At 69.7% G+C, this 13,857-nt stretch carries 16 protein-coding genes and 1 pseudogene; 8 read left to right on the top strand and 9 right to left on the bottom strand.

Going from position 1 to position 13,857, the window contains the following annotated elements:
* The 3 genes from ABT112_RS23100 to ABT112_RS23110 all read left to right on the top strand — a co-directional run bounded on the left by ABT112_RS23100 (nt 1) and on the right by ABT112_RS23110 (nt 3,813).
* A complete protein-coding gene (locus ABT112_RS23100; protein WP_351512457.1) occupies nt 1-1,947 on the top strand; it encodes a fumarate reductase/succinate dehydrogenase flavoprotein subunit in 1,947 nt (648 codons plus the stop codon).
* Nucleotides 1,948-1,982: 35 nt separating this feature from the next.
* Nucleotides 1,983-2,741 carry a succinate dehydrogenase/fumarate reductase iron-sulfur subunit gene (locus ABT112_RS23105; protein ID WP_351512481.1) on the top strand — a complete coding sequence of 253 codons (759 nt, stop codon included), beginning with the start codon at nt 1,983-1,985 and terminating at the stop codon, nt 2,739-2,741.
* A gap of 205 nt (nt 2,742-2,946) precedes the next feature.
* The gene (locus tag ABT112_RS23110) at nt 2,947-3,813 is read left to right on the top strand and encodes a GNAT family N-acetyltransferase (protein ID WP_351512459.1); all 867 of its coding nucleotides are present in this window, start codon (nt 2,947-2,949) and stop codon (nt 3,811-3,813) included.
* A gap of 203 nt (nt 3,814-4,016) precedes the next feature.
* Here ABT112_RS23110 and ABT112_RS35405 read toward each other — a convergent pair whose 3' ends face one another.
* The 6 genes from ABT112_RS35405 to ABT112_RS23135 form a co-directional block, all read right to left on the bottom strand.
* Entirely contained in the window at nt 4,017-4,220 is a 204-nt protein-coding gene (locus ABT112_RS35405; protein WP_502975416.1) for a hypothetical protein, read from the bottom strand.
* Between the two features lie 84 nt (nt 4,221-4,304).
* Nucleotides 4,305-4,853: a hypothetical protein gene (locus ABT112_RS23115; protein ID WP_502975417.1), complete on the bottom strand. Its 549-nt coding sequence runs from the start codon at nt 4,851-4,853 to the stop codon at nt 4,305-4,307.
* Complete coding sequence (locus tag ABT112_RS23120) at nt 4,850-5,671, bottom strand: ABC transporter ATP-binding protein (RefSeq protein WP_351512483.1); 822 nt, start codon at nt 5,669-5,671, stop codon at nt 4,850-4,852. The genes ABT112_RS23115 and ABT112_RS23120 overlap by 4 nt, the downstream gene beginning before the upstream one ends.
* A 32-nt stretch (nt 5,672-5,703) precedes the next feature.
* On the bottom strand, nt 5,704-6,168 hold the full coding sequence (locus ABT112_RS23125; RefSeq protein ID WP_351512460.1) for a Clp protease N-terminal domain-containing protein: 465 nt from the start codon (nt 6,166-6,168) through the stop codon (nt 5,704-5,706).
* Nucleotides 6,165-6,380: a hypothetical protein gene (locus ABT112_RS23130; protein WP_351512462.1), complete on the bottom strand. Its 216-nt coding sequence runs from the start codon at nt 6,378-6,380 to the stop codon at nt 6,165-6,167. Before ABT112_RS23130 ends, ABT112_RS23125 begins: the two co-directional genes overlap by 4 nt.
* A gap of 253 nt (nt 6,381-6,633) precedes the next feature.
* Nucleotides 6,634-7,197: a TetR/AcrR family transcriptional regulator C-terminal domain-containing protein gene (locus ABT112_RS23135; RefSeq protein WP_351512464.1), complete on the bottom strand. Its 564-nt coding sequence runs from the start codon at nt 7,195-7,197 to the stop codon at nt 6,634-6,636.
* Between the two features lie 397 nt (nt 7,198-7,594).
* On the opposite strand from ABT112_RS23135, the gene ABT112_RS23140 reads away from it, so the two are divergent.
* Entirely contained in the window at nt 7,595-9,070 is a 1,476-nt protein-coding gene (locus tag ABT112_RS23140) for an MFS transporter (protein WP_351512466.1), read from the top strand.
* A gap of 256 nt (nt 9,071-9,326) precedes the next feature.
* Here the strand turns inward: ABT112_RS23140 and ABT112_RS23145 are convergent, their stop codons facing one another.
* The gene (locus ABT112_RS23145; protein WP_351512468.1) at nt 9,327-9,749 is read right to left on the bottom strand and encodes a VOC family protein; all 423 of its coding nucleotides are present in this window, start codon (nt 9,747-9,749) and stop codon (nt 9,327-9,329) included.
* A 315-nt stretch (nt 9,750-10,064) separates the two neighbouring features.
* On the opposite strand from ABT112_RS23145, the gene ABT112_RS23150 reads away from it, so the two are divergent.
* Nucleotides 10,065-10,511: a helix-turn-helix domain-containing protein gene (locus ABT112_RS23150; RefSeq protein WP_351512470.1), complete on the top strand. Its 447-nt coding sequence runs from the start codon at nt 10,065-10,067 to the stop codon at nt 10,509-10,511.
* Nucleotides 10,512-10,591: 80 nt separating this feature from the next.
* On the opposite strand, the gene ABT112_RS23155 is transcribed toward ABT112_RS23150, so the two are convergent.
* Both ABT112_RS23155 and ABT112_RS23160 read right to left on the bottom strand, forming a co-directional pair.
* A complete protein-coding gene (locus ABT112_RS23155) occupies nt 10,592-11,194 on the bottom strand; it encodes a ClpP family protease (RefSeq protein WP_351512472.1) in 603 nt (200 codons plus the stop codon).
* Nucleotide 11,195: 1 nt separating this feature from the next.
* Nucleotides 11,196-11,834, bottom strand: coding sequence for an ATP-dependent Clp protease proteolytic subunit (locus tag ABT112_RS23160; protein ID WP_351512474.1), 639 nt, complete (start codon nt 11,832-11,834; stop codon nt 11,196-11,198).
* Between the two features lie 233 nt (nt 11,835-12,067).
* Between ABT112_RS23160 and ABT112_RS23165 the strand changes: the two are divergent.
* The 3 genes and pseudogenes from ABT112_RS23165 to ABT112_RS23175 all read left to right on the top strand — a co-directional run.
* A pseudogene (locus ABT112_RS23165) lies at nt 12,068-12,343 on the top strand (XRE family transcriptional regulator); the annotation flags it as partial.
* 2 nt (nt 12,344-12,345) lie between these two features.
* Nucleotides 12,346-12,816 carry an NUDIX domain-containing protein gene (locus ABT112_RS23170; protein WP_351512476.1) on the top strand — a complete coding sequence of 157 codons (471 nt, stop codon included), beginning with the start codon at nt 12,346-12,348 and terminating at the stop codon, nt 12,814-12,816.
* 108 nt (nt 12,817-12,924) lie between these two features.
* Nucleotides 12,925-13,710, top strand: coding sequence for an HAD family acid phosphatase (locus ABT112_RS23175; protein ID WP_351512477.1), 786 nt, complete (start codon nt 12,925-12,927; stop codon nt 13,708-13,710).
* Nucleotides 13,711-13,857 lie beyond the last annotated feature (147 nt).

Here is a 13,857-nt window from a genome sequence, read left to right on the forward strand (position 1 = left end):
ATGACCCGCTACACCTCCTACCGCACCGGGGAACCGCTCGCCGACACCCGGGCCCCGGCCGGGCCCGTCGAACAGCGCTGGGACCGCCGCCGCTTCGAGGCCGCCCTGGTCAACCCCGCCAACCGCCGCAAGCACACGGTCATCGTGGTCGGCACCGGGCTGGCCGGCGGCTCGGCCGGCGCGACCCTCGCCGAACAGGGCTACCGCGTCGTCCAGTTCTGCTACCAGGACTCGCCGCGCCGTGCCCACTCCATCGCCGCCCAGGGCGGCATCAACGCCGCCAAGAACTACCGCAACGACGGGGACTCGGTGCACCGGCTGTTCCACGACACCGTCAAGGGCGGCGACTTCCGCGCCCGGGAGTCCAACGTCCACCGGCTCGCCGAACTGTCGGTGCAGATCATCGACCAGTGCGTGGCCCAGGGCGTGCCGTTCGCCCGCGAGTACGGCGGGCTGCTCGACACCCGCTCCTTCGGCGGCGTCCAGGTCTCCCGCACCTTCTACGCCCGCGGCCAGACGGGCCAGCAGCTGCTGCTCGGCGCATACCAGGCACTCTCCCGGCAGATCGCGGCCGGCCGGGTCGAACTGCACCCCCGTACCGAGATGCTCGACCTCATCGTCGTCGACGGCCGGGCCCGCGGCATCGTCGCCCGCGACCTGATCACCGGCCGGATCACCAGGCACCTCGCCGACGCCGTCGTCCTGGCCACCGGCGGCTACGGCAACGTCTTCCACCTGTCCACCAACGCCAAGAACTCCAACGCCACCGCGATCTGGCGGGCCCACCGCCGTGGCGCCTGGTTCGCCAACCCCTGCTTCACCCAGATCCACCCCACCTGCATCCCGCGCTCCGGCGACCACCAGTCCAAGCTGACGCTGATGAGCGAGTCGCTCCGCAACGACGGCCGCATCTGGGTGCCGAGGATCCAGGGCGACACCCGGCCGCCCGGCGCGATCCCGGAAGCGGAACGCGACTACTACCTGGAGCGCCTGTACCCGTCCTTCGGCAACCTGGTGCCACGGGACATCGCCTCCCGCGCTGCCAAGAGCGTCTGCGACGAAGGGCGCGGCGTCGGCCCCGGCGGCCAGGGCGTCTACCTGGACTTCGCCGACGCCATCGCCCGGATGGGCCGCGCCGCCGTCGAGGCGAAGTACGGCAACCTCTTCGAGATGTACCAGCGGATCACCGCCGAGGACCCGTACGCGGTGCCGATGCGCATCTATCCCGCCATCCACTACACCATGGGCGGGCTCTGGGTCGACTACGACCTGCGGACCACCGTGCCGGGCCTGTTCGCCGTCGGGGAGGCCAACTTCTCCGACCACGGCGCCAACCGGCTCGGCGCCAGCGCCCTCATGCAGGGCCTCGCCGACGGCTACTTCGTGCTGCCCACCTCGATGGGCGACTACCTGGCCCGGACACCGCGGCAGGAGATACCCCCGGACCACCCGGCAGTCACCGAGGCCGTCGCGGACACCGAGGACCACCTCAACCTGCTGCTCTCGGTGAACGGCGACCGCACCCCCGAATCCTTCCACCGCGAACTGGGCCGGCTGCTCTGGGACCGCTGCGGCATGGCCCGCGACGACGCCGGGCTGCGCACCGCGCTGGACCGGATCCCCGCGCTGCGCGAGGAGTTCTGGCGGCGGGTCCGGGTGCCCGGCAGCGGGGAGCAGCTCAACCAGTCGCTGGAGCACGCCAACCGCGTCGCCGACCACCTGGAGCTCGCCGAGCTGATGTGCCTCGACGCCCTGCACCGCGAGGAGTCCTGCGGCGGCCACTTCCGTGCGGAGAGCCGCACCCCCGACGGCGAGGCCCAGCGCGACGACGAACGCTTCTCCTACGCCGCCGCCTGGGAGTTCACCGGCACCGGAGCCCCGCCCGTGCTCCACAAGGAACCCCTGGTCTTCACGTCCGTCCACCCCACCCAGCGGAGCTACGCATGACCCCGGCACAGCGCGGGCCCACCCCCGCACATCCGATGACCCTCACCCTGCGCATCTGGCGGCAGCCGGGGCCCGGGGCACCCGGCGCCATGACCTCGTACGAGGTGCGCGGCATCTCACCCGACATGTCGTTCCTCGAAGTGCTCGACACCCTCAACGAGGAGCTGACCGAGCGCGGTGACGAACCCGTCGCCTTCGACCACGACTGCCGCGAGGGCATCTGCGGCGCCTGCGGCATGGTCATCGACGGCCGGGCCCACGGCCCCGAACCCACCACCACCTGCCAGCTCCACATGCGGCACTTCCGCGACGGCGACACCATCGACGTCGAACCGTGGCGCGCCGCGGCGTTCCCCGTCGTCAAGGACCTGGTAGTCGACCGCACCGCGCTCGACCGGGTCATCGGCGCGGGCGGCTGGATCACCGCCCCCACCGGCAGCGCCCCCGAGGCGCACGCCACCCCGGTCCCCAAGGCCGACGCCGACACGGCGTTCGAGAACGCCGGGTGCATCGGCTGCGGCGCCTGCGTGGCCGCCTGCCCCAACGGTTCGGCGATGCTCTTCACCGCCGCCAAGGTCGTCCATCTGGGCTCCCTGCCGCAGGGGGCGCCGGAGCGGGAGAGCCGCGTCCTGGACATGGTCACGGCGATGGACGCCGAGGGCTTCGGCGGCTGCACCAACACCGGCGAGTGCGCCACCGCCTGCCCCAAGGGCATCCCGCTGCCCAGCATTTCCGCGCTGAACCGCGAGTACCTGCGGGCGGCGCGGAAGGCCCCGGGGAGGGGGCGGGGGTGACGGCGGGGCCGCTGTCGGGGGCCCGGGCCCGAGTTCGGCACCGGGCCGGCTCATGACGTCCGGATCGGATCGTCCGGAGCAGGCCGCCCGGAGAAGCGCCGGAGCGGTTCTCCGGCAAAGGAGAGCCGGCGGCGGGCGGTGGTGATGACGTCGTGCTGCGCTGCTTCCACTCGCCAACATCGGTGCGGTGGTGTGTGATTGGGGTATGGCGATGGTGTTGGGCAACCCGGGAATCGACGGGCTGAGCGAGGCCGTGGGTGTGCTGCGGGAGTGGCAGTACGACGGCGCGCCGATGCAACTGCACCCGGGGGACCTGGGCTGGTTCTGGCAGTCGGGTGCGGAAGCGACCGCCGCGGCGGTCAGGACGTGGAGCCGGGGCGGACGGATCCTCGCCGTCGGCCTGCTGGACGGTCCCCGGCTGCTGCGGCTGACGATCGCGCCGGACGCTCAGCGGGACGAGGAACTGGCGCGGCAGTTGGCAGCGGACGTGACCGCCCCGGAGCGCGGCGTGCTGCCCGAGGGGAGGGTGGCCATCGAGGCGCCGATGGGGGCACTGGTGCAAGATTTCCTGTTTGAGGACGGCTGGAAAGCCGACGAGTCGTGGACGCCGCTGCGCCGCGACCTCACGGAGCCGGTGCGGGAACCGGGCGTGCGGACCGAGGTGGTCGGGCCGGAGCAGGCGCACGTGTTCGCCGCCGTCCATCGGGCAGCGTTCGACGGGTCGAGGTGCACCGGCGAGCGCTGGCACACGATGGCGGCCGGATTGCCGTACGCCGACGCCCGGAGCCTGATCGCGTACGACGACCGGGGCAACGCGGTGGCGGCGGTGACGGTGTGGTCGGCCGGCCCGGGCAGGCCCGGGCTGCTCGAACCGATGGGCGTGCACCGGGAACATCGCCGTCTCGGCTACGGCGAGGCGATCACCGTCGCCGCGGCGGCCGCGCTCCAGGAGCTGGGCTCGTCGAGCGCGCTCGTCTGCGCCCCGAGCGCGAATGCCGGCGCCGTCGCCACCTACACGTCGGCCGGCTTTCAGCAAGGCCCCGAGGTTCGGGACCAATACCGGGACGTCTGATGGGCCGTCCTCGGCCGCACGCTGCCTTCGCCCGTGCCGGTGGCTTGACCCCTCCCGCGTACAGGACGGGCTGAGGGGCAACGCCTACACGGGCCGTGAGCCATCTGCAGCCCCGCTCTGAGCGGGGGGTTCCAGGCGGGAGTCGTCATGCTTCCCGCCTGGAACCTACGGCGAAAGAACCCCGTCGCCGGCCCGCGCTCACCTCACCCGGCCTTCTGCAGGACGCGTTCGCGGCGCGCGGCCATGGCGGAACCGGACTCCCTGCGCGCCATCCTGCGCAGCACGACCGGTGCCACGAGCAGGCCGAACACCGCCCAGGCGCCCAGTACGCCGACCGTCTCCAGGTGCCGCCATGACTCCCCGATCTCGACGGCCACAGCGTCGGACGGCAGCAGTGCGGAGCGCATGCCCAGGCCGAGCCAGTAGACCGGGAAGACCTGCGCGATCCACTGCAGCCACTCCGGGAGCGCGGTGACCGGGTAGAAGATGCCCTAGATGGCGATCATCCCGAGGACAGGCAGCTGTATCAGCCCCTGCGCGCGTGCACTGGTGAACACCGAGCCGAGGATGGCGCCGATCGGCAGGGTGGCCACCATGCCGAGCACCGCCACCCAGGCAAGGCCCAGCCATGCGTCGACACCGAGGTCGAACCCGTCGATCAAGAACAGCCCGGGGATCAGGAAGATCGCGAGGTCGGCCAGCAGTGCGCCGGAGACCGAGAGGACCTTCCCGACGAGGTAGCCGGTCATGCCGTGCGGGGTGGCCCTGGCGCGCAGCAGAGTGCCGTCCTCGCGTTCCGCGGTGAGCAGCTGGCTCATGCTGACCATGCCGAAGGAGACGTTCATGCCAAGGATGCTCGGTAGCGCGAGGGCGCCGAGCAGCAGCCCCGTGCTCCCGAACTCCGTGCCACGCATGAACCACAAGGCGCCCAGCATCAACAGCGGCCAGAGCAGGTGGTTGGCGAGCTCCGCTCCGTTGGTGAACGACTGCCGCAGCTCGATCAGGCCGCGTGTCAGGCCGGCGCGTATCGCGTAGGTCATCGTGGAGCCTCCGCCTCGTGCACCAGTGCCAGATATGTCTGCTCCAGCGAGGCGCGGTGCACTTCGAGCTCGCTGACCTCATCGCCGTGCTGCTGGAAGAGCGTTCGTACGAAGTCGGTCGACTGCAGCGTCGACCGGGTGAAGCGCTGCTCGCCGCGCCGCCACCGCACGCGGTCCTCTCCGGCGATCTGCCGGGTCAGTTCGTGCGGTGTGCCGTCGGCGACGATCCGCCCGCGGTTGAGGATCACGATGCGGTCGGCGAGCTTCTCCGCCTCGTCCAGGTCGTGGGTGGTCAGCAGGATGGTGGTGTCCAGGCGGCGCACCAGCTCGTGGAACTCACGCCTGGCCTGAGGATCGAAGCCGGTGGTGGGTTCGTCGAGGAAGAGCACGTCGGGGCGGCCGACGATGCCGAGCGCCACGTCCATGCGGCGCCGCTGTCCGCCCGACAGGGTTCTGATCTTCTGGTCGGCTTGTGATGTCAGGCCGACCGCGTCGACGAGCTCGTCGGGCTCCCACGGGGTGCGTGCGCAGCAGGCGTAATAGGAGGCCTGGTGGGCGAGGAGTTCGCGGACCCGCCACCTGCCGTGGTCGCGCCAGGACTGGAGCATGACGCCCACCCGGGCGCGCCACTGCTCGTCGGCGTGTGCCGGGTCGGTGCCGAGCACCTGCACACGGCCGGCCGAACGCATGCGGAAGCCCTCGAGGATCTCGATCGTGGTGGACTTTCCCGCGCCGTTCGGCCCCAGTAACGCCACCACCTCGCCTGGCTGTACCTGGAACGTCACTTGGCGCAGGATGTCGGTGCTGCCATACCGCATGCTCAGCCCCTCGACGCTCAGGGCGGCCTGCCTCACCACTCGCTCCGTACCCGCTCGACGAGCTCGGCCCGGTCCGCGCCCGCCAGAGTGAGGGCGCGCGGGACCGTGCCGACCTCCGCCTGGAGGACGCCGAGCAGTAGGTGGCCGGAGCGCAGGTCTTCGGTGTCGCGCAGGGTGGCCATCCGCTCCATGGCGAGCTTGGACGAGGCGCCCAGCCGGGGGCGGCGCGCGGGTTCCTGGGTCGCCCGCGGCAGGTCGAAGTCGTCGAGCGACACTCCGGCTGTGGCCAGGCTGTGCGTGAACTCCCGGTGCAGGGCGTCCTTGAGCGTTTCGTAGCCGAGGCCGGCCGCGTGCAGCGCGCGCTGTGCGTCGGTGCCGTCCTGGGCAGCCACCGCCAGCAGTAAGTGGTGCGCGTCGATGGTCGCCGAGCCGTCTTCCTTGGCCTCGGCCTCGGCCCGGTCCATGACGGACTGGAGGTATGTGTCGAACCGGCTCATCCCCGTCTCCTCAAGGTGACTCCGGCGGCGATGAGCCGCTTGGCGTGTTTCTTGTAGACCGCCTGGCGTGTGATGCCGAGCGCCTCGGCAACCTGCGGCCAGCCCCAGCCGGACCGCATCGCCTGTTCTACGGCGGCGTCTTCGATCTGATCGGCGAGGCGGCGCAGTGCGGCGACAGCCGCAAGTGCGTCCGCGGGATCCTTGTTGGACATGGAAGCAACCGTAGTTGACTAGTTGGATTGAAGCAACCAAGGTTGCTAAGTCTCTCGGGTGGTCCGCGGTCGCGACGCGGCTACGCCGCAAGTTCGGTAGGCGCGGGTACCTCCACACCTGCATCGCAACCCTGACCGCAACCGGCTACGGCGACGTGATGACCGCGCGGCGTAGCGTGCGCCATTCCGTGACTTGCCCTGAGCCCTGCCGAGCCCATGCCCTCGTGGAACAACGAGGCACAGTCCGGCTAGGTCATCTGACGGTGCTGCCGGGTGGAAGCGCGCCATCCAGAATGTGGGTGAGGCCCAGCCGGTAGCTGTATTGACTCTCCAGGCTCCGGGCGTCCCCGGCGAGCTTCGCCAGGTGAGGGAAGCGCGCCGGGGAGGGGTCGGTGACAGCGGCCGCGGAGTAGTGCGGCGCGCTGTCGTCCTCGGAGTCGGCGGTTTTGTGCGGCGGTGTGTGCACCGCTTGCCCCGCGGTGTAGTACCAGATGGTCTGGTGCGTCCAGAACGCCTGCTCGTGCCCCAGGCCGCAGGCGATGAGGGAGCCGATGATTTCCTCCGTCATCCATACGGCCGACGGCCCCACGAGTTCGCCGCGGGCGAGGACCGGCACCACCCAGGGGTTGTCGATGAACGCCTGGTACATCGATTCGCAGACCATGATGATCCGTTCACGCGGATCGTCCGGCAGCTCCGGACGCGGCAGGTCCTGCGCGACATGCTCCAGGACGAGCGTGAGGAGCTCGTCCTTGTCCCGAACGTGGTGGTACAGCGCCATGGGCGTGCTGTCCATGGTCCGCGACAGGCGGCGCATCGTCAGTTTCTCCGCGCCCTCGTCGCGGACGATGGAGTAAGCCGCGGCGACGATCTCCTGGCGTGACAGTCGTCGAGGCCGCCCCCTGGCCCGGGTCCCGGGTGTGTGCGTGTTCAGCGATCTGCCCTTTCTCCCGCTTCGACGGTGACGGGTGCAGCCTGCCACAGCGCCCTTGAGCCTCCATTTTTTATACATGTACAGTAATCCATGTCCAGGCACTCTCCGGCGATCCTCCGTGTCCAGATGTGCCGGAGGCGCCTGGGTGCCTGCGGATTACTGACCGTCGTCACGCAGTCGGGTTGCGCTCGGCGTCCTCCTCGGCTGACCCGCGGTGCGTCCGGAGCGCTGCCCGTGACGCCGGCCGGCTCCCCATTCACGAGAAAACGTAGGGACGAAAATGCGGAAGACGGAAGCGGGGGAGAATTCCTCCCCCCGGCTCGGTTGGGTGCTGTCCGTGGTGGTGGCCGCCCAATTCATGGTGACGCTGGATGCCTCGGTGGTGAACGTTGCACTTCCGGCGGTGCGCGCTGACCTCGGCTTCAGCGAAGCGGGGCTGTTATGGGTGGTCAACGCCTACACCTTGGTGTTCGGCGGGTTCCTCCTGCTGGGCGGCCGGGTTGCCGACCTCTTCGGGAAACGCCGGGTGCTCTGGGTAGGCCTTGGCCTCTTCGGCCTGGCAAGCCTGTCAGGCGGGCTGGCGCAGGAGCCGTCGCAGCTGGTGGTGGCCCGCCTGGTGCAGGGGCTGGGCGCTGCGGTGCTCGCGCCGGTCGCGCTGACCATCGTCACCACAACGTTCCCGGAAGGCGTGCAACGTACCAAGGCACTGACACTGTGGAGCGTGGCCGGAGCCTCCGGCGGGGCGGCGGGAGTGCTGATCGGAGGTTTGCTGACCGACTACCTCAACTGGCGGTGGGTGCTGCTGATCAACGTGCCGATCGTGCTGTTCGCAGCGGTCGCCGGCAAGGAGGTGCCTCAGGGGCTGCCGGAGCAGCGTTCCAGGCTCGATGTCATGGGTGCGGTGCTGGCCTCCACAGGGCTGGCCGCTCTGGTCTACGGTGTGGTCCGGACCGGCGATGACAGCCTGACGTCCCCGACCGCGCTCGGCTTCCTCGGCGGCGGGCTGGTGCTCTTGGTGGCCTTTGTCCTGTACGAGGTGAAGGGCGCCCGCGAACCGCTCGTCCAGCTACGGCTGTTCGCGCACCGTTCGGTGACGGGTGCCAACGTGGCCATGCTCCTGCTGGCATCGGGACAGTTCGCGAGCTTCTACTTCGTCTCGCTCTATCTGCAGCGGGTGCTGCACTTCACGCCCGCCGTGGCGGGCCTGGCCTTCCTGCCGTTCTGTGTCGGGTTCACCACTGCCGCCATGGTTTCCGGCCGGCTGCTCGCACGTGTGGGTCCGCGCATGCTGGTCGTCGCCGGAACCCTGATCGGTGCGCTGGGTCTGGCGTGGTTCAGCCGGATCGCCGCGGACGGAAGCTTCCTGGCGAACATCCTCGGCCCCTCATTGCTTGCCAGCTCGGGCATCGGCGCCTGCTTCGTCCCCCTGGCGAACGCGGCCACCGGAAGCGTCTCCCAACAGGAGGCCGGTATGGCCTCCGGGCTGCTGAACAGCGGTCAGCAGGTGGGTGGTTCACTCGGCCTCGCGGTCACCGTCAGCGTGGCCACCAGCCACACCGCCTCGCTGACCGGTCGCCGTGAGCCGACGTTGGAAGCGCTCAACAGCGGCTACGGTTCGGCGCTTCTCGCCGGTGCCGGTCTGCTGGTGCTGGCTGCTGTGGTCGCGCTGATTCTCCCCGGCCGGCCCAGGTCCCTGCCGTCCCTCGCTACGGATCCCGACGACGTACCGGAAGCGACGATCGCGCAGTCTTCCTGACCTTCCGGGCAGGTCATGGGGCGCGGGGACGAGGCCGAGAACATGGGCCTCGCCCCCCACACAGGGGCATCCGTACCAGCGGGGCGGTTGTAGGGGATGAAACCGTGTTGCTCCTCTGACAGGGATCATGTGACTGGTGGTTCTGCTGATGAGCCTGACTCGCCCTCTGACAGTGATCGTCATGTGCGCTCCTTGAGCTCGGGTGAGGCGAGGAAGGCGGAAGCCAACAGCCGGATGAGCACCCGGCAGATGCTCCTCACCCCGCGTCACACGACCCTCCGGCTTCGCGATGACGGACGGGCTGGAGCAAGTCCCAGCGGTTCCCGTACAAATCCCTGAAGACGGCGACAGTGCCATAGGGCTCCTGCCGCGGTGCCTCTTCGAAGACAACCCCGGCTGCCCGCATGCGCTCGTAGTCGCGCTCGAACGCGTCGGTGTTCAAGAACCAGCCGACACGGCCGCCCGTTTGGTCACCGATGCGAGCTTCCTGTCCACGGGCCACGGCCCGGGCCAGGAGCACGGCCGTTTCCTTCGCCCCGGGCGGAGCGACCACAACCCAGCGTTTCCCCTCATCGACAAGGGTGTCCTCCAGGAGATCGAACCCCAGGACGTCCATATAGAAGGCGATGGCCTCGTCGTAATCACGCACGACCACCGTCACCAGTCCGAGATAGGGCATCTGCCGATCCTGCCGGTCATGTGCCTGGCCCGACCACCTCCATCCGATGAACCATCCCGGTCACAGCACCGGGGTCTGTCTGTGTCGGATCCTGTGCGGAGCCGGATGAGGACGGCTGCCAGGGTGACGGCACCGCCGGTTCCGGGGTGAATCCAGTGGACTGTCACGCCGATCGTGGCCATCGTTCACCACCTGTCCAGCACCGGGAACGGAACCGTGCGCCGGGTCGCGACACCTTCGGTCCGCCCTCCCGGCTTCTCCCAGGGCAGAACGCCGCTCCCTTCCCCCGGCGCCCCGGATCCCTAGGCTGAAGGGGTGAGCACTCATGCGCCGAACGAAGCCCGCGTCATCCCCCTGCGCCCGCAGACCTCGCCGCCCGGTTCCGGTGGGGCGACCCGCGCCCCGCAGCGACCGGCGGGAGCCCCACGGACACCCGAGCCGAGGGAACCCCTGTGGCGTGACCTCGTCGGCGGCGTGCTGCGGCGCGAGCGGCTCGCCCAGCAGCGCACGCTGAAGGATGTCGCCGAGGCGGCCCGGATCTCGATGCCGTACCTGTCGGAAGTGGAGCGCGGACGCAAGGAGGCCTCCTCCGAGGTGCTCGCGGCCGCCGCCCAGGCTCTCGGCCTCGGCCTCACCGACCTGCTCTCGCTCGCCCAGGACGATTTGACCCAGCACGCCCGGAGCCGGGTGGGCGGGAGCCGGATGGGCCGGGGCCGCACGTCGACCACGGGGCAGTACGACGGCCTCTGCCTCGCGGCCTGACCGGACCGACGGCCGGTACGGCAAGGGATGCACCCCTTGCCGTACCGGCTTGCCGGCCTTTCGGCCACGGCCGCGCGGGGTCAGGCGAACGCGAACCGTCGGCTCAGCACCTCGTCGGCGAGCCCGTAGGCGACGGCCTCCTCGGCGGTGAACACCTTGTCCCGGTCCATGTCCGCGCGCAGCGTGGCGACGTCGTGCTGCGTGTGCCGGGACAGGACCTCCTCGACCTGCGAGCGGATGCGGATCATCTCCTTGGCCGCGAGGCTGAGGTCGGAGACCGTCCCCTGTCGGCCGCCGCTGGCCGGCTGGCCGAGCAGCACCCGCGCGTGCTGGAGCACGAAGCGGCGCCCGGGATCTCCGCCGGCCAGCAGCACCGCCGCCGTCGACGCCGCCTGACCGACGCAGAACGTGGAGATCGGCGCCTGCACGAACGTCATCGTGTCGTAGATCGCCATCAGCGAAGTGAACGATCCACCGGGTGAGTTGAGGTAGATCGAGATCTCCTGCTCCGGGCTCGCCGACTCCAGATGCAGGAGCTGCGCGATGACCACGTTGGCGACCCCGTCGTCGATCTCGGTGCCGAGGAAGACGATCCGCTCGTTCAGCAGCCGGCTGAAGACGTCGTAGGACCGCTCACCCTGCGCGGTCCGCTCGACAACGTAGGGAACCGTGTACGACCCCATGTCACAGCCCCATCCGTCGGCGCGACGCGGCCGGGCGGATGTCGGCGAGCGACTCCACCACCCGGTCCACGATCCCGTACTCCCTGGCCTGCTCGGCCGTGAACCAGCGGTCCCGGTCGCCGTCCCGCGCGATGGTCTCCTCGCTCTGCCCGGTGTGCTCGGCGGTGATCCGCTCGATGGCGTTCTTGGTGAACTGGAGGTTCTCCGCCTGGATCTCGACGTCCGCGGCGGTGCCACCGATGCCCGCTGAGGGCTGGTGCATCATGATCCGCGCGTTCGGCAGCGCGAGCCGCTTGCCGGGCGCCCCCACGGTGAGCAGGAACTGGCCCATGCTGGCGGCGAACCCCATGGCCAGCGTCGAGACGTCGTTCGGGATGAGCCGCATGGTGTCGTAGACGGCGAGCCCTGCGGTGACCGAGCCGCCGGGGCTGTTGATGTACAGGCTGATGTCGGTGCGCGGGTCCTCCGCCGACAGCAGCAACAGCTGCGCGCACACCCGGTTGGCCGACACGTCGTCTACCTGTGTGCCGAGGAGGACGATCCGCTGGGCGAGCAACTGTGCCGCGAGATGGTCGTCGAAGCGGCTGGGCGGTGTATCGCCCTCCTCCGCGCGGGGCGCGAGCTTGGTGAGGGGAGTCATCTGGTCTCCTTGTCGGGGCAGGGATGCCGTTGACTCCACTCTTGACCTCCCCGGACCCCCGGATGCGGGTTCTCTGCCTGCCGCAGATTCGCCAGGGGCAGAGGTGACGGGCTGTGGGTCCGGCGCCGCTTGGACGGCGGCGTCTCGAACGCGGGGGCCTTCGCCTGAGCGGGGCGGGATGCCGACAACGGTGGAGAGCGGTCCGGCTCTCCACCCGTGGGGCGGGCGTGAGACACGGAATCGACTCTCGCTGCCGACTTGCCTTGATGCACTATCGCCATCTCGTCGCGGTTCCCGGGGTAGAAGTGCGGACGCATGGCACGACGCTCTACAACTCGATCTACCGTGCGGACGATCAGGCGTTGGTCAACGCCCATGTCTGGGGTGTGAATGCCTTCGCAGCCCCGGTGTGGCACCTGCGGCGTGCGGGGGCAGGCGGCATGTTCGACACTTACGTCGACAGCTTCGACGCGGTGTGGGCGACTGCGACGCCGGTACGAGAAGGATGACCATGGGACGGACCGAGTACTACGACGACCCGGAGGCACCCGAGCCGAACAGCCTGGTGGTCGCTGCCTCCGCTGTGGTCACCGACGGGGAGGGACGCATCCTGCTCCAACGGCGGCGGGACAACGACCTATGGGCGCTTCCGGGCGGGGGCATGGAGATGGCGGATTCACTGCCGGGTGCGGCGGTCCGCGAAGTGAAGGAGGAAACCGGGCTGGACGTGGAAATCACCGGGCTCGTCGGTACCTACACCGACCCGCGGCATGTCATCGCCTACGCGGATGGTGAGGTACGCCGACAGTTCAATGTCTGCTTCACGGCCCGAGTGCTCGGTGGCGACCTGGCGATCTCGGACGAGTCCACGGAACTGTGCTTTGTGCCACCGGAGGAACTGGACGGGCTGCCCATGCACCACACACAGCGGCTCAGGATCCGGCACTTCCAGGAGCGTCGGGATCATCCGTACCTGGGGTGACGCCCGGGCGTCGAACTCTGCGCGCGTGGAGGGCTCTTGACCGGCCAAGAGGCCACGCTCTAGCTTCACTACACCTCTATCTCCCCCCCACAGCACAGGAGATTCCGCGTGCCCCCGAAGCTCACCTCCCCCCGTGTCCGTATCGCAGCCGTGGTCGCCGCGGCTGCCGTCGGTACCGGGCTCTACGCCGCCGGTGCGGCGACCGCCGAGCACTCCGTACCCCGTACGGACCGGGAGATCCCGAACCTCACCCACGTCACCGACAAGATCAAGGCCTACTACGGTGACACCGTCGACAAGGACGGGCAGCACTACGCCTCGCCGGACAGCAACTACGCCCAGCAGGTCAAGGGCATACGGGCCAAGGCCGATCGCTACCTCGACCGTGCCGCGGCGCGGACGGACCACGGCAAGCCGGCGATCGTCCTCGATGTCGACGACACCACGCTGCTCACCTACAACTACGAGCTCCAGGTGGGCTTCAACTTCACCCCCGAGTCCCAGGACAAGTACCTGAAGAGCACCGACATGGACCCGGTGTTCGGCATGCCGGAGCTGGTCAACCGGGCGCGGGCCAAGGGGTACACGGTGTTCTTCCTGACCGGCCGCGACGAGCACCAGCGCGCCTGGAGCGTCCGCAACCTCAAGGCCGCCGGGTACAGGACCCCCACGAACAAGGCGCACTTCTACCTGAAGAACAAGGCCAACCCGCCCGCGTACCTGCCGTGCGGGGCCAAGTGCAGCACGGTGGAGTACAAGTCCGGTACCCGGAAGCACATCGAGTCCCAGGGCTACGACATCGTGGCCAACTTCGGCGACCAGTACAGCGACCTCAAGGGCGGCTACGCCGACAAGACCTTCAAGCTGCCCAACCCGATGTACTTCCTGCCGTGAGCCGTGAGCCGTGAGCCGTGAGCCGTGAGCCGTGAGCCGTGAGCCGTGAGCCGTCGCGGGCCGGGTCCGGGGTGCGCACCCGCAGGGCGAAGTCCGCCGCCCGCCAGGCATCCCGGTCCGCGGCCGACAGCCGCCACCAGGCCAGCT

Source organism: Streptomyces sp. NPDC002055, assembly GCF_040296705.1.
GTDB lineage: Bacteria > Actinomycetota > Actinomycetes > Streptomycetales > Streptomycetaceae > Streptomyces.

Bases quoted from the DNA above. Each gene is read 5' to 3' on its own strand.
- ABT112_RS23100 (WP_351512457.1), top strand. From the start codon at position 1: ATGACCCGCTACACCTCCTACCGCACCGGGGAACCGCTCGCCGACACC.
- ABT112_RS23105 (WP_351512481.1), top strand. From the start codon at position 1,983: ATGACCCTCACCCTGCGCATCTGGCGGCAGCCGGGGCCCGGGGCACCC.
- ABT112_RS23110 (WP_351512459.1), top strand. From the start codon at position 2,947: ATGGCGATGGTGTTGGGCAACCCGGGAATCGACGGGCTGAGCGAGGCC.
- ABT112_RS35405 (WP_502975416.1), bottom strand. From the start codon at position 4,220: ATGCGCTCCGCACTGCTGCCGTCCGACGCTGTGGCCGTCGAGATCGGG.
- ABT112_RS23115 (WP_502975417.1), bottom strand. From the start codon at position 4,853: ATGACCTACGCGATACGCGCCGGCCTGACACGCGGCCTGATCGAGCTG.
- ABT112_RS23120 (WP_351512483.1), bottom strand. From the start codon at position 5,671: ATGCGGTATGGCAGCACCGACATCCTGCGCCAAGTGACGTTCCAGGTA.
- ABT112_RS23125 (WP_351512460.1), bottom strand. From the start codon at position 6,168: ATGAGCCGGTTCGACACATACCTCCAGTCCGTCATGGACCGGGCCGAG.
- ABT112_RS23130 (WP_351512462.1), bottom strand. From the start codon at position 6,380: ATGTCCAACAAGGATCCCGCGGACGCACTTGCGGCTGTCGCCGCACTG.
- ABT112_RS23135 (WP_351512464.1), bottom strand. From the start codon at position 7,197: ATGCGCCGCCTGTCGCGGACCATGGACAGCACGCCCATGGCGCTGTAC.
- ABT112_RS23140 (WP_351512466.1), top strand. From the start codon at position 7,595: ATGCGGAAGACGGAAGCGGGGGAGAATTCCTCCCCCCGGCTCGGTTGG.
- ABT112_RS23145 (WP_351512468.1), bottom strand. From the start codon at position 9,749: ATGCCCTATCTCGGACTGGTGACGGTGGTCGTGCGTGATTACGACGAG.
- ABT112_RS23155 (WP_351512472.1), bottom strand. From the start codon at position 11,194: ATGGGGTCGTACACGGTTCCCTACGTTGTCGAGCGGACCGCGCAGGGT.
- ABT112_RS23160 (WP_351512474.1), bottom strand. From the start codon at position 11,834: ATGACTCCCCTCACCAAGCTCGCGCCCCGCGCGGAGGAGGGCGATACA.
- ABT112_RS23170 (WP_351512476.1), top strand. From the start codon at position 12,346: ATGGGACGGACCGAGTACTACGACGACCCGGAGGCACCCGAGCCGAAC.